General features: G+C 47.5%; 3 protein-coding genes and 1 pseudogene. All 4 read left to right on the top strand.

The window, feature by feature from the left end; all coding sequences use genetic code 11:
• Positions 1-388 precede the first annotated feature (388 nt).
• A complete protein-coding gene (locus tag AB6D07_RS10075) occupies positions 389-580 on the top strand; it encodes a hypothetical protein (protein ID WP_081324588.1) in 192 nt (63 codons plus the stop codon).
• A pseudogene (locus tag AB6D07_RS10070) lies at positions 580-8,317 on the top strand (beta-ketoacyl synthase N-terminal-like domain-containing protein). Before AB6D07_RS10075 ends, AB6D07_RS10070 begins: the two are co-directional and overlap by 1 nt.
• Positions 8,317-10,362, top strand: coding sequence for a PfaB family protein (locus AB6D07_RS10065; protein ID WP_017103220.1), 2,046 nt, complete (start codon positions 8,317-8,319; stop codon positions 10,360-10,362). The pseudogene AB6D07_RS10070 and the gene AB6D07_RS10065 overlap by 1 nt, the downstream one beginning before the upstream one ends.
• Positions 10,359-16,304, top strand: a complete 5,946-nt coding sequence (locus AB6D07_RS10060) for a beta-ketoacyl synthase N-terminal-like domain-containing protein (protein WP_017103221.1) — start codon at positions 10,359-10,361, stop codon at positions 16,302-16,304. The genes AB6D07_RS10065 and AB6D07_RS10060 overlap by 4 nt, the downstream gene beginning before the upstream one ends.
• The last annotated feature ends 13 nt before the right edge of the window (positions 16,305-16,317 follow it).

Raw genomic sequence — 16,317 nt, 5'->3', positions numbered from 1 at the left:
TAATTTTTCAAATAATAACAAATTAAAACACAGATCACACTTAGCCTTACACAAGAGGCATCCATTAAATGTTACTTACAAAAACATGACATAGATCTCACCAAGTCAATATGTAGAGTAAAAACACTAGAAAACAACCCATAACCGTTAATTATCAATAAGTTAATTAAATTAAAAATACAAAAATTAAAACCATGCCAAATTCATCTGGTCTGAACAGATCATAGTGGCCTCTGGGAGCATTGTATCGACCACTCACCTCGGGTAGCCTGCTCAACCATTAAACAAATTCACACGTTTTCTTTGCGGATACCGACTTGTCGTTTAGTCAGACTTTGAACAGGATTTTAATGGACATCGCCTCAACATTTGAATGCCACCGTCGCGCATGAAACACCTCCCCCACACTCGTAAGTCAACGCACTTCGAAAAACTAATTTCTATCTGGTTGCCGCCACTCAGCAACCTGAATTTTCAGCTGCGCTTCCCTAAGTCTGTTTCAGATTTTCTTTCTATAGCTTTAAAAGCGCAGCCTCAAAACACGACATCACTTTCTGTGATTTCTAGTGGAGACTCATAATGAGCCAACCCGAGACAAATACACCGGAATCAGTCGACGATTCTCGACTGAATAAACGCCTTAAAGATATGCCTGTCGCTATCGTTGGTATGGCGAGCATGTTTGCAAACTCTCGCTACCTAAATAAATTTTGGGACCTTATCAGCGAAAAGATCGATGCGATTACTGAAGTACCAGATACGCACTGGCGTCCAGAAGATTACTACGATTCAGATCGTACGACGCCAGACAAGTCTTACTGTAAGCGCGGTGGTTTCATCCCAGAAGTAGACTTCAACCCTATGGAGTTCGGTCTTCCGCCAAATATCCTAGAACTGACAGACACTTCACAGCTGCTTTCTCTGATCGTTGCAAAAGAAGTACTTGAAGATGCCAAGCTGCCTGAAGGCTACGATCGCGATAAGATCGGTATCACGCTCGGTGTTGGTGGTGGTCAAAAGATCGCTCAAAGCCTAAATGCTCGTCTTCAATACCCTGTTTTGAAAAAAGTCTTCAAGAGCAGTGGTATCAGCGACGACGACAGCGAAATGTTGATCAAAAAATTCCAAGACCAATACATCCACTGGGAAGAGAACTCATTCCCTGGTTCATTGGGTAACGTAATTTCAGGTCGTATTGCTAACCGCTTTGACCTTGGTGGCATCAACTGTGTAGTAGATGCTGCGTGTGCAGGCTCTCTAGCCGCAATGCGTATGGCTCTAAGTGAGCTGGTTGAAGGCCGCAGTGAAATGATGATCACAGGTGGTGTGTGTACTGATAACTCACCAACCATGTACATGAGCTTCTCTAAAACACCTGCGTTTACCACCAATGAAACCATTCAACCTTTCGACATCGACTCAAAAGGCATGATGATTGGTGAAGGCATCGGTATGGTTGCTCTTAAGCGTCTTGAAGATGCAGAGCGCGACGGCGACAGAATCTACTCTGTGATTAAAGGTGTGGGTTCTTCTTCGGACGGTAAGTTCAAGAGTATTTACGCACCTCGCCCTGAAGGACAAGCAAAAGCACTAAAACGTGCTTACGATGATGCTGGTTTCGCACCGCACACACTTGGCCTTTTAGAAGCGCACGGTACAGGTACTGCAGCGGGTGATGTTGCTGAATTTGGAGGCTTAAACTCGGTATTCAGTGAGAACAACGAAGAGAAGCAACACATTGCGTTAGGCTCTGTGAAATCTCAAATTGGTCACACTAAATCAACCGCGGGTACTGCAGGTTTAATCAAAGCTGCATTAGCACTGCACCACAAAGTACTGCCGCCAACGATTAACGTATCGGCTCCGAATCCTAAGTTGGATATCGAGAACTCACCGTTCTACCTAAACACACAAACGCGTCCTTGGATGAAACGTGTCGACGGTACACCACGCCGTGCAGGTATCAGCTCATTCGGTTTTGGTGGTACTAACTTCCACGTTGTATTGGAAGAGTACACGCCAGAACACACTCGCGGTGACAAATACCGTCAACGCCAAGTACCGCAAACTCTGTTATTCAGCGCAGAATCTCGTCAAGCATTGATCAATGAATTGAAGCAGGTTTCGACTCAAGTTACTGATGCTGCGTTCAAATTAGAAGCGCTTGCTGAGCAACACGCTCTACGCGAAGTTAACGCTAAGCACGCTCGTCTTGGTTTAGTTGTCACTGACCAAGCAGACCTTCAAGCGCAACTGACTCAAGCGGTTTCTATGCTTGAGAGCCAAACCAAAACACATTGGCAGATGCCAAACGGTACTAGCTACCGTGAGTCAGCACTGATTGCTGAAAACGGTGCAGGTAAAGTGGCAGCGCTATTTGCAGGTCAAGGTTCGCAATACCTAAACATGGGTCGCGAGCTTGCTTGTCATTACCCAGAGATGCGCCAACAGCTTGCTCAAGCGGATCAAGTATTTGGTCAGCACAAGAAGACGGCTCTGTCCCAAATTCTGTTCCCAATTCCAACCTTCACACCAGAAGCAACCAAAGCTCAAGAAGCGGTGTTAACCAACACGGCCAATGCGCAAAGTGCAATTGGCACTGTGTCTATGGGTCAGTTCGACATCATGACTCAAGCTGGCTTCAAAGCCGACATGGTCGCAGGCCACAGCTTTGGTGAACTAAGCGCACTATGTGCATCGGGTGTTATCTCGCAAGACGATTACTACCAGCTAGCTTTCGCTCGTGGCGATGCGATGGCAGCGACACCTGAACAAGGCGACAGCGGTACTATGTTCGCGGTCATCTTAGACGCAGACAAGCTTCCAGCCGTTGAAAGCTGCATCAGCCAATTCGAAGGCGTGAGCATTGCCAACTACAACGCTCCGACTCAACTGGTTATTGCAGGACCAACTGCGACGGTTCAACAAGCAGCACAAGCGCTCACTGAACAAGGCTTCAAAGCAATTGCTCTTCCAGTATCTGGTGCTTTCCACACACCGCTTGTTGCTCACGCTCAAAAACCATTTGCTGCTGCAATTGATAAAGCTTCATTCAGCGCTCCAACGCTGCCGCTTTACTCAAACGCAACGGGCAAACTGCACAGCAAAGACGCTAAAGCGATCAAGAAAGCGTTCAAGCAACATATGCTGCAATCGGTTCGTTTCAGTGAGCAAATTGAAGCGATGTATGAAGCAGGCGCGCGCGTATTCGTTGAGTTCGGTCCGAAAAACATTCTTCAAAAGCTGGTTGAAAAAACATTGGCTGATAAGAACGAAGAGCTTTACGCAATCAGCATCAACCCAAGCCCTAAAGGTGACAGTGACCAACAGCTTCGTTTAGCTGCGGTTCAACTGTGTGTGGCAGGTGTTTCATTAGACAACATTGACCCTTACCAAGCTGACATTGCTGAACCTGCAAAGGCATCACCAATGAACATCAAGCTGAATGCAACCAACTACATCAGCCCTGCTACTCGTAAGAAAATGGATCAATCATTGGCTTCGGGCAACGTCACCGAAAAGACTGAGATTGTTGAAGTGAAAGTTGAAGTCGAGAAAATCGTGGAAAAAGAAGTGATTAAAACAGAAATCGTTGAAGTACCTGTGGCTGCTCCTCAAGCTTCAAATGTACAACAGTCAGCTGCTCCAGCACCAAGCGCACAAGTAGCAACAACAGCTCAGCAGCCTCAAGTAGTTCAAACAGCCCCAGCGACTAGTCAGCCAACAGCTCAAGTAACGGTAGATGAGTCTTCATTGCAGTCGTTCTTCAATGCTCAACAACAAGCAGCAGAAGTACATCAGCAATTCTTGGCGATTCCTCAGCAATACGGTGACACGTTCAACACCCTAATGTCTGAGCAAGCGAAAATGGCAACAGCAGGCGTAGCAATTCCTGAGAACCTGCAACGTTCTATGGAAATGTTCCACCAGCACCAAGCTGAAACGCTAAAAGCTCACGCTCATTACCTAGAAATGCAAGCGCACAGCAACAACTCAGCACTTAATATGCTGACGCAAGGTTCAGTACAAACAGCACAACCAACTTTCGTTGCGCCAGTAAATGCTCAGCCAGCGATTCAATCTCCAGCTACTCCAGCAGCTATCGTCCAACAGCCTGTAGCTCAAGTACAAGCGACTCCTGTACAAGCCGTGCCAGTTCAAGCTCAGTCTGTTCAAGTTACGCCTGTACAGAAAGCAGCTCCTGCACCACAAGTAGCGGCTCAAGCGGCAGCGCCTGTTGCAGCTCAGCCTGTGCCAGTTAAAGCACAACCAGCTCCTCTGGCTGCACCAGTAGCAGTGCAATCAGCAGATGCTGAAAAAGTGATGCTAGAAGTGGTCGCTGAGAAAACGGGTTACCCAACGGAAATGCTTGATCTAGAAATGGACATGGAAGCAGACCTTGGTATCGACTCAATCAAACGCGTAGAGATTCTTGGTACCGTTCAAGACGAAATGCCGAACCTACCTGAGCTGAACCCTGAAGATTTAGCTGAGTGTCGTACTCTTGGTGAAATCGTTACCTACATGAACAGCAAGATGCCAGCATCAGCGCCTGTGGCAGCACAGCCAAGCGCAGCCGCTCCTGTTCAAGCCGCTAACGGTCTTGATGCGAAAGTCGTTCAACAAACCATGCTAGAAGTGGTTGCTGAGAAGACAGGTTACCCAACGGAAATGCTTGATCTAGAAATGGATATGGAAGCTGACCTTGGTATCGATTCAATCAAGCGTGTTGAGATTCTTGGTACGGTTCAAGATGAACTGCCTACTCTTCCAGAGCTAAACCCTGAAGACTTGGCTGAGTGTCGTACTCTTGGCGAAATCGTTGACTACATGAACAGCAAGCTTCCAGCTTCTGCTCCAGTGTCTTCACAGGCACCAATGGTTGCTCCGGCAACATCTAGCAATGGACATGGAAGCTGACCTTGGTATCGATTCAATCAAGCGTGTTGAAATTCTAGGTACGGTTCAGGACGAGCTACCGACTCTTCCAGAGCTAAACCCTGAAGATCTCGCTGAGTGTCGCACTCTAGGTGAAATTGTTGACTACATGAACAGCAAGCTTCCGGCTTCTGCTCCAGTAGCAGCTCAAGTATCTGCACCAACGCAAGCAGTATCAAATGGTTTAAACGCGGAGCAAGTTCAAAGCACAATGCTGAGCGTAGTGGCTGATAAAACGGGCTACCCAACAGAAATGCTTGATCTAGCAATGGACATGGAAGCAGACCTTGGCATCGACTCAATCAAACGTGTTGAGATCCTTGGAACAGTTCAAGACCAGCTACCAACATTGCCAGAGCTGAACCCTGAAGATCTAGCTGAGTGTCGTACTCTTGGCGAAATCGTTGACTACATGAACAGCAAGCTAGGCGCTACTGCGACTCCTAGTACAGAAGTCGCTGCAGCAACTGTAGAAAGCACGAGCAATGACCTAAATCCTGCTCATGTTCAATCAACAATGATGGAAGTGGTTGCCGACAAAACAGGTTACCCAGCAGAAATGCTCGACCTAGCGATGGACATGGAAGCAGACCTTGGTATCGACTCTATCAAACGCGTTGAGATCCTAGGTACAGTTCAAGACCAGTTACCAACGCTGCCAGAACTAAACCCTGAAGACCTAGCTGAGTGTCGTACGCTTGGTGAAATCGTTACCTACATGCAAAGCAAGCTATCCGCGGCTGCACCCGTAGCGACTCCAAAAGCTGAATCAGTAACGCCTATCGCAGAAACAGCGACAGCGGAACTTCCTCCACACAATGAGGTAGCGCTAAAAAAGCTACCAGCGGCAGATAAACTCGTCGATTGTTTCTCAAAAGACGCTTGTGTCGTGATTACAGATGATGGTCACAACGCTGGTGTTCTAGCAGAGAAGTTGACCGCTAACGGCATTCAAGTTGCTGTAGTGCGTAGTGCTCTTTCTGCCGCGTCACCTTTAAACAGTGAAATCGCAAGCTACACACTCAACAGCGTTGATGATGCTGGTGTGACAGCTGTGATTAACGACATCGAAGCAGACCTTAAAACGTCGAACAAAGTGATTGCTGGCTTCATTCATTTACAAGCTATCGTTGATGCTAAACAAAGCAACGAGCAAGCGGTTAACTTGAATGCAGACTCAAGAGCTTCACTAACCACAGCGTTCTTATTCGCGAAGCACCTAAATGGTCAGCTGAATACCGTTTCTGGTCGTAGTGTGTTCTTCACGCTAAGCCGTATCGATGGTGGCTTTGGTTACCTAGATACTAAGCAATTAGCGAATGCAGAACTCAACCAAGCCGCGTTGTCTGGTCTCACTAAGACACTGAGCCATAAATGGTCAAACGTGTTCTGCCGCGCATTGGATGCTGACGCTTCTATTGATGCTCGTCACTTAGCTGAAGCTATCACAGGTGAACTGTTCGATATCGATACCAACACGGTTGAAATCGGCCTTAGCCATGCAGAAAACGGTGAATCGGGTCGTGCAACATTGATTGCGGCAACACCAGGTGCTGCTCAAACCAAAAACACAGGTGCTCAACTAACCAAGAGCGACAAAGTTCTGGTAACGGGTGGCGCTAAAGGCGTGACGTTTGAATGTGCACTGACGCTTGCTAAGCAATGTAAGTCTCACTTCATTCTTGCAGGTCGTAGTAAGCATATTACTTCAGCTGAGCTACCTCAGTGGGCACAAGGCAAGCAAGAGAAAGAGCTAAAACCAGCGGCTATCGCTCACCTACAAGCAACAGGTGACAAACCAACGCCGAAGAAAGTTGATGCTTTGCTGAAACCTGTATTGAGCAGCCTTGAAATCAACGCAGCACTTGCCGCTTTCAACGAGATTGGCGCGAGCGCTGAGTACCTAAGCCTAGATGTGTCGAACCATGAGTCTGTAGCGAAAACACTGGCGAACTTCGACGGCATCACGGGTCTTATCCACGGTGCAGGTGTACTGGCTGACAAACACATTCAAGACAAAACACTTGATGAGCTGAACATGGTTTACGGCACGAAAGTGGGCGGGCTAGAAGCGGTTCTTGGTGGTCTTGATAGCAGCAAGCTAAAACTGATTGCGATGTTCTCTTCGGCGGCGGGTTTCTACGGAAACACTGGCCAAAGTGATTACTCGATGTCTAACGAGATCCTAAACAAAGCGGCTCTACAACTATCTGCGCGTAACCCTCAAGCGAAAGTGATGAGCTTCAACTGGGGACCGTGGGACGGTGGCATGGTCAACGCAGCACTGAAACGTATGTTCACAGAGCGCGGCGTGTACGTAATTCCTCTTCAGGCAGGTGCAGAGCTGTTTAGTTCTCAACTACTGAACGAAACTGGCATTCAACTGCTGGTTGGTACGAGCATGCAAGGTTCTGACAACAAGGAAGCTGCTGTAAAAAAGCTTAATGCGGAGTCTGTGCATCTTGCAAAGAGTCCGCTGAATACAAGCATCACTGTGACACGTCGTCTTGATCCTAAGGCTTTGCCTTTCATTCAAGATCACTGCATTGCCGGTAACCCAGTGTTACCGACAGTGTGTGCTATCCAATGGATGCGTGAAGTGGCAGAGCAACTGTTAGGGGTGAACGTTAGCGTTCACAACTACAAACTGCTTAAGGGTGTGATTTTTGATACTGATGAAGTGCAAGAGCTAAAACTGGTTCTTTCTTCTGATGCTAAATCAAAAGAGCAGCTAAAAGCAGTGATCAGTTGCCAAGGGCGACCACAGTATCAAGCTCAGTTGCAAGTTGCCTCTGTGCAAGTGTCTGAAGATGTTCAACAAGCGTCAGTAAAACGCTTTGAGGCCAACACTTCAGCACCTGTAACAACGGCACAAGCTCTATACAGTGATGGCACTCTGTTTCACGGACCAAGACTGCAAGGTATTACCTCAGTCGAACGCTTTGACGACTTAGGTTTATTGGCTCAATGCCAGTTGCCTCAGATTGAAAACAGCGACTGTGGAGCATTTATTCCTAAGCAAGGCTTTGGCGATAGCCAGCCATTTGCCGAAGATTATCTGTTGCAAGCCATGTTGGTATGGGCTCGATTGAAATACGGCGCGGCAAGTTTACCGTCTGCAATCGGTGAGTTTGTTTGCTACGCACCGATGCGCAATGGTGACCAAGGTTTGCTAGAGCTGAGCGTGATAAAAAGCACGGCTCGTTCGCTGCAAGCTGATATCTCGCTTTACCACCAAGATGGTCGTTTAAGTGCGGTAATGAAAGGTGCAAAAGTCACCATCAGCAAGAGCTTAAACGACGCATTTTTGCCGAAGTCTAGCTCAGCAGTATCAAAGAAAGAGGCGACTAAAAACGCAGAAAAGGAGCAATTGTCATAGTGACTGTTCCTACTAATAAAGCGATGCCATTGCGCATCGCTCTTTTAGCTCAGCCAGCAAACGCAGCTGAGCTTTCTGCCGACTTATCACCTTCGCTTCCTGAGATGATGACTGTTGTGGTTGATGGCAGTTTTAATCAAGCGCTTACTCAAGCGATTGAGGCAGTCAATCAAGGTAGTGCTGTTAAGCTTTGTTTGGATTCTCTCGCTCCATCATTGGTGATGTTGAGTGCACTGACCGCTGCTCAAAACAAGATTCACCCACACGCTTATCTCGCGAGTTTTGCAGATGCAACTATCGAAGATAGCGCTCAGCTTGCTCTGGATATTGCACGCCGCCCCGCGACAGATTTAAGCCATCAACAACAATATTCTGGACTCTCTGCTTCGCAGCAGTTTGATGAATTGTTGAATATGGTTAATGCGATATCGAGCCGTTCATTGCCGAGCTATCCATTACCGAGCCACTATTGGTTCACTGAGCCGAACAAAGCACGTGTTGCTGCGTTAACTTTCAGTGAAGATAGCCAAAAAGCCACCAGCCTGATATTGACTCAAGCGACCGGTTTGCAAGAACCAAAGCCCTTGCTATCGAGCGAGCGTTTGATGTTTGTGGTTTCAGGCAACGAACAAGCCGAATTGGTTTCTCAGCTAGCCTCACTAAGAGCAGAGCTTAAATGCGTTAATGAATCGGCAGACAGCAAACTTGCTATCGCCACCTTGATGCATTCAAACCTAAGTCACTTCCAAAGCGTTCAACACAATGTTGACCTTGGCGCGAACATCGTGATTCAGGCGGCTTCAATTGATGCTGCATTGCAAGAGATCACAGCGGTAGAAAATGCGTTGCCAAAAGTAATGGCTGACAATAGCCACTACAAAACGCCTGCGGGCAGTTGTTTCTCACCGAAGCCTCAAAGCAAAGGTGGTGTTGCATTTGTTTACCCTGGTGTTGGCACGGTTTATCCCGGTATGTTGCGCGAATTTCACCACCATTTCCCACAGTTATTTGCCCGCTTAGAGCGCGAAGGTAACTTGAAAGAGATGCTACAGGCTGAAAAAACCTATGCTGACGATGCGCAAGAAATGTCGCTCAGTGAATTGGCAATTGCAGGTGTCGGCAGTAGTTATCTGTTAACACAACTGCTATGTGATGAATTCAAAGTGCAGCCAGATTTCGCCTTGGGTTACTCCAAGGGTGAAGCTTCCATGTGGGCTAGCTTAAATGTTTGGAAGAACCCACATGCGCTGATTGAGATGACTCAAACTAGCCCTATTTTCACCACGGCTATTTCTGGTGAACTGACAGCGGTGCGTCAAGATTGGCAGCTAAACAGCGACGAAAGCATCCAATGGAATAGCTTTGTGGTTCGCAGTGATGCACAAGCGATTGAGGCTCTGTTACCAGAGTTCCCGCGCGCTTATCTCGCTATCATCCAAGGTGACACTTGTGTACTGGCAGGTTGTGAAAGCACATGTCGTGCATTGCTCAAAAAACTGGGTAAACGTGGCATTGCCGCGAATCGTGTTACTGCAATGCACACCACACCAGCATTGAGCCAACATAGCCAAGTGCGTGAGTTTTACACGCAACCACTGTTCGACGAGTTGCCAAAGCATATCCGCTTTATCAGCGCAGCAGGTCTACCGACTGGCGCACCAATCAATATCGACAGCGATAGTATCGCCCTTTCGATTGCCGACACCTTCTGTTCAACGTTAGATTTCACCGCGTTGATCCAGAGTGCGCGTCAACAAGGTGCGCGTCTGTTTGTCGAAGTAGGTGCCGATCGTCAAACCAGCACATTGATCGACAAGATCAATCGTAGCGACGACGTAGCCGACCAATACTACACAATCGCTTCCAATGCCAAAGGCGGTGACGATGTTGTCACGCTCATCAAATGCATTGGTCAGCTCATTACTCATCAAATTCCACTGTCTGTCGAGCCTCTTATTCAAGGGCTAGAACAACAGATCACCACGAAGCAATTAAGTGATGTGTCTCAAGGCAGCGCAGTGAATCATCAAGGAGAGCTAGTATGAGTTCTCAATCGAATCAGGCTCAGAACAAACAGCAAGTGAAGTGCAATAAGATCGCGATTGTCGGTATTGCTAACCAATACCCAGAAGCTGATACGCCAAAAGACTTTTGGCAAAACTTGCTGGATAAAAAAGATTCTCGAACCACATTAAGCGCTGAAAAGTTAGGTGCTAAACCTGAAAGCTATCAGGGTGTGCAAGGTGAGTCAGACCGCTTTTACTGTGATAAAGGCGGCTACATCGAAAACTTCAATTTCGATAGCAATGGCTACCGTTTAACAGCCGAGTCATTCAAAGGCGTCGACCAGAGTTTCCTTTGGGCTTTGGACACCAGTCGCAAGGCTTTAGACGACGCAGGCGTTGATTTAAATGCCGATGTTTTAGAGCGCACAGGCGTGATCATGGGTGCCCTTTCGTTCCCAACGACACGTTCAAACGATTTGTTTCTGCCGATGTATCACTCGGTGGTCGAAAAAGCACTTAAAGATAAATTGGCTAATGACCAATTTTCACTGCTACCAACCAATGAAACCGCGCAAGACCTCAATCCTATCAATGGTGCAGCTGCACATAACGCCTCTAAGTTAGTGGCAGATGCATTGGGTTTAGGCAACGTGCAACTTAGCCTAGATGCGGCATGTGCAAGTTCAGTGTATTCATTGAAGTTAGCGTGTGATTACTTGAATACAGGCAAAGCCGACATGATGTTGGCAGGCGCGGTATCCGGTGCTGACCCATTCTTCATCAACATGGGTTTTTCTATTTTTCACGCTTACCCAGACCACGGTGTTTCGGTTCCGTTTGATAGCAACAGTAAAGGCTTGTTTGCTGGCGAAGGCGCTGGTGTGTTAGTACTAAAACGCTTAGCTGATGCAGAGCGTGATGGCGACAACATCTACGCAATTGTCAGCGGCATTGGCTTGTCGAATGATGGTCGCGGTCAGTTTGTATTAAGTCCAAATAGCAAAGGACAAGTACAAGCCTTTGAGCGTGCTTACGAGGCATCAAACCTAACCCCAGACAGCATCGAAGTGATTGAGTGTCACGCAACTGGCACACCATTAGGTGACAAGGTTGAGTTAACCTCAATGGAGCGTTTCTTTACTGAGAAATTGAATGGCTCTAACCCGCCATTGATTGGCTCTGCGAAGTCAAACCTCGGTCACTTACTGACGGCAGCAGGTATGCCAGGAATCATGAAGATGATCTTCGCGATGAAAGAAGGCGTGCTTCCGCCAAGTATTAACTTGGACAAGCCACTATCGTCGCCAGAAGGTTTATTTGGCTCACAGACGCTACCAACACAAGTGCAACCTTGGCCAAGTAAAGAGGGTAACTCAGAGCGCTGCGCGGGTGTGTCCGTATTTGGTTTTGGTGGTTGTAACGCTCACTTACTACTTGAAGCGTATTCAGACAAAAGTCATGCAAATCAGATTCAAGAATCGGTTTCTCCAAGCCTACAAACGCCTAATTTAAGCATTACTGGCCTAGCGTCTCACTTCGGTTCTCTGCAAAGCATCAATGCATTAAGCACTGCGATTGAGACCAACAACGATGCTTTCATTGCTTTGCCTAAGAAACGCTGGAAAGGCTTAGACCAACACCCAGAGCTACTGAATCAGTTCGGTTTACACGGTATTCCAAATGGCGCGTACATCGATCAATTCGATCTCGATTTCCTTCGCTTCAAAGTACCGCCAAATGAAGATGACCGTTTGATCTCTCAGCAGTTGCTACTGATGAAAGTTGCAGACGAAGCCATCAAAGATGCCAAGCTTGTTGCTGGCCAAAAGGTTGCGGTTTTAGTCGCGATGGAAACTGAGCTTGAGATGCACCAATTCCGTGGACGGGTAAACCTGCATAGCCAATTGGCTGACAGCTTTGCCAACATGGGTATTGAGCTAACACAAGACGAATACCAAGCGCTAGAAACCATCGCGATGGACAGTGTGATGGACGCAGCCAAGCTGAACCAATACACCAGTTTCATCGGTAACATCATGGCTTCGCGTATCTCTTCATTGTGGGACTTTAATGGCCCTGCCTTTACGATTTCAGCTGCTGAACAGTCGGTTGCTCGTTGTATTGATGTTGCACAAAACTTGATGTCACAAGAATCGATGGATGCCGTTGTGATTGCAGCCGTCGACCTAAGCGGCAGTGCAGAACATGTGATTCTGAAGAACAGCGTAAGCCCAGTGACGCTAGCTCCAAAATTCGGACAGCTGCAAGATGGCAGTTGGAATGTCGGTGAAGGTGCAGGTGCGATTGTTCTTGTTGAAGAAAACCAAGTAGCGAGCAACCAAGATGCGGCTTACGGCAGCATCAACGCATTGGCTTTTGGTTCAAGCGAGAATAACAACGCCGTTGTTGATGAGTTACTGACTCAAGTCGGTATCAGCTCGAACGATGTTTCTCTGCTTGAGCTTAACCATGCACCAGAATCTTCATCTCATCAGTTTTCGTCTCTAAGTTTAGGGAACACAAAGACTACTCAAGCAAGTCAACGTGTGGGTCATTGCTCTGCTGCTTCTGGTATGGCAAGCCTGCTACACGGTCTGCTCAACCTGAACCTTGCACCTCTGAATCCGAATGTCAGTTCTAAGAGCGCGATTGTTGCCAACATCAGCGAAGGACAATGTTCACAGCTGCTACTAAGCCAATCGAGTGTTGAATCTCAATCACTTTCCGTTCGTTTAAGCAATGAACTGGCGAGCGATGCTAAACGTCAATTAGTTAAGCAAGTGACTCTTGGTGGTCGTGATATCTATCAACATATTGCCCAAACCCCAGTGACCAACTTGGCAACGATTCAACAGAAAGCTTCTGGTAAACAAGCAGCAAGAGTGGCGTCGGTTCCAACGACAGCAAGCATTCAAGCAGCCCTTGCACAAAAAGAGTTAGAGAAGAATGCATTAGCGCAAAACGCGATAGAGCCAGTCATCAAAACTCCTACATCAGTATCCCCTACTCTGGCGCCAACGCGCCACAGTCAGCTAACAGGTAACCACAGCAATATGACTCATGTCCTATCCGCTAAAAATGGCGTATCGAATATCGACGCTAATACGGATGCAGCATCACAGCCGTCTGTAACACCATACAACCAAGCTTTTGCTCAAAATCAGCAAGCAGCTCAGCAAGTACACAAAGCATTCCTGCACACTCGAGCCCAAGGCATGCAAATGGCTGATGCGCTATTAAAAGCACAGCTAAACGCAGTCACATCTGGTTTAGATAGCTCAAGTTTAGAGAACAATGCCCTTTCTCAACAAACGAGTGGTCAACAAACGTCAGCTCAGCCTGTTCAAGCTCAACCGACTCAGGTTCAGTCAACACCAGTCAATGTACTTGCGACGCCAGCACCAGTAAAACCTATCCGTAAACCATGTATCTGGGATTACGATGATCTGGTTGAATACGCAGAAGGCGATATCGCCAATGTATTTGGCCCTGACTACGCGATCATCGATAGCTACTCGCGCCGCGTTCGTTTACCAACCACCGATTACCTATTGGTATCTCGTGTGACTAAGCTCAACGCGACAGTCAACGAGTACAAGCCAAGCACCATGACCACAGAATACGACATCCCCGTTGATGCGCCGTATCTTGTCGATGGTCAGATTCCTTGGGCTGTAGCGGTAGAGTCTGGTCAGTGTGACCTAATGCTGATCAGCTACCTAGGCATTGATTTCGAAAACAAAGGCGAGCGTGTTTATCGCCTGCTTGATTGTACGTTGACCTTCCTTGGTGACTTGCCTCGTGGTGGCGATACGCTGCGTTACGATATCTCAATCAACAACTTTGCTCGCAATGGCGACACGCTACTGTTCTTCTTCTCGTACGAATGTTTCGTTGGCGACAAGATGATCCTGAAAATGGATAACGGCTGTGCGGGCTTCTTCACTGATGAAGAGCTAGCAGACGGCAAAGGTGTGATTCACACTGAAGATGAAATCAAGGCTCGTAAGCTTGCAACTAAGCAACGCTTCGACCCAATGTTGCACTGCCCTAAAACCCAGTTCAACCACCAAGAACTGCGCCACCTACTGACTGCAAACATCGCAGAATGTTTTGGCCCGACTCACCAATCTGATCGCCACCAGCCTTCTCTATGCTTCAGCTCAGAGAAGTTCATGATGATCGAAAAGGTCAGCCGTGTTGAACCGCAAGGCGGCACATGGGGACTTGGTCTGATTGAAGGCCATAAACAGCTAGAGCCTGAGCACTGGTACTTTCCTTGTCACTTCAAAGATGACTCAGTAATGGCTGGCTCTTTGATGGCAGAAGGTTGTGGTCAACTGCTTCAGTTCTTCATGATGCACCTTGGCATGCACACGCTTGTTCAAAATGGTCGTTTCCAACCGCTTGAAAATGCGCCTCAACAAGTACGTTGTCGTGGACAGGTGCTACCACAATCGGCAGAGCTGACGTACCGCATGGAAGTGACTGAGATTGGTCTAAGCCCTCGCCCATACGCAAAAGCTAACATCGATATTTTGCTCAACGGCAAAGTGATCGTTGATTTCCAAAACTTGGGTGTGATGATCAAAGAAGACGACGAATGTACTCGTTACCTGCCTTCTTTAGAAACAGCTGTCGCGACCCCTGTTATCGAAAGCTTGGACCATAAAAGCTTGGGCCATACGCCAGCAGTGAACCAACAAGCTTCAGCAAATGCGCCACTCATGGCTCAAATTGAAGACCTAGAAACGGCGCCTAACAAAGGTGTAGTTCCTCTTCAACACGTTGAAGCTCCGGTAACTCCTGATTACCCGAACCGCACACCCGATACGGTTCCATTCACGCCTTATCACATGTTCGAATTCGCGACTGGCGATATCGAGAAATGTTTCGGTCCTGATTTCTCTATCTACCGTGGAATGATTCCACCACGTACTCCGTGTGGCGACCTACAGCTAACTACTCGTGTTGTTGAGATCGACGGTAAGCGTGGCGACTTCAAGAAGCCTTCATCATGTATCGCAGAATACGAAGTGCCAGAGAATGCATGGTACTTTGATGAAAACAGCCACCAGACCCTAATGCCTTACTCGGTATTGATGGAGATTTCACTGCAACCAAACGGCTTTATCTCAGGCTACATGGGCACAACACTGGGCTTCCCAGGTGAAGAACTGTTTTTCCGTAACCTAGATGGCAGCGGCAAAATGCTGCGTAACGTCGACTTGCGTGGCAAAACGATCACCAACGATTCTCGTCTGCTTTCAACCGTAATGATGGGCACCAACATCGTACAGAGCTTCAGCTTCGAACTAAGCACTGACGGCGTGCCTTTCTACCAAGGTACAGCGGTATTTGGTTACTTCAAAGGCGCAGCACTGAAAGATCAACTGGGTTTGGACAACGGTAAAGTGACTCACCCTTGGCACGTTGATAACAACCGCACGCCGGATGTAAACATCAACCTACTAGACAAAACGACTCGTTACTTCAATGCACCTGTTTCTGCTACTGGTGAAGTGCAAGAGCACTACCAACTGGCTGGCGGTCGTTTGAACTTTATCGATACGGTGCAGATCACTAGCGATGGTGGTAAAGACGGTCTGGGTTACCTATACGCTGAGCGTACGATTGACCCAAGCGATTGGTTCTTCCAGTTCCACTTCCATCAAGATCCGGTAATGCCAGGTTCTCTAGGTGTCGAAGCGATCATCGAACTGATGCAAACCTATGCGCTAAATAAAGATCTTGGTGCTGGCTTCCGCAATCCTAAGTTTGGTCAAATCCAATCTGAAGTGAAATGGAAATACCGTGGTCAGATTAACCCTCTGAACAAACAGATGTCACTGGATGTACACATCACTGCAATCAAAGACGAAGACGGCAAACGCATCATCGTTGGCGACGCAAACCTGAGCAAAGATGGTCTACGTATTTACGAAGTAAAAGACATCGCGATTTGTATCGAAGAAGCATAAGCCTGACAGAGAA

This window comes from Vibrio sp. 10N.239.312.C11, from assembly GCF_041466065.1.
Lineage (GTDB): Bacteria > Pseudomonadota > Gammaproteobacteria > Enterobacterales > Vibrionaceae > Vibrio > Vibrio tasmaniensis_A.
Note: the sequence above shows the minus strand (reverse complement) of the source record. Positions and strands in the feature narration are given on the sequence as shown.

Excerpts from the sequence above, each read along its gene's own strand:
- AB6D07_RS10075 (WP_081324588.1), top strand. The coding sequence starts at position 389 with ATGAAACACCTCCCCCACACTCGTAAGTCAACGCACTTCGAAAAACTA.
- AB6D07_RS10060 (WP_017103221.1), top strand. The coding sequence starts at position 10,359 with ATGAGTTCTCAATCGAATCAGGCTCAGAACAAACAGCAAGTGAAGTGC.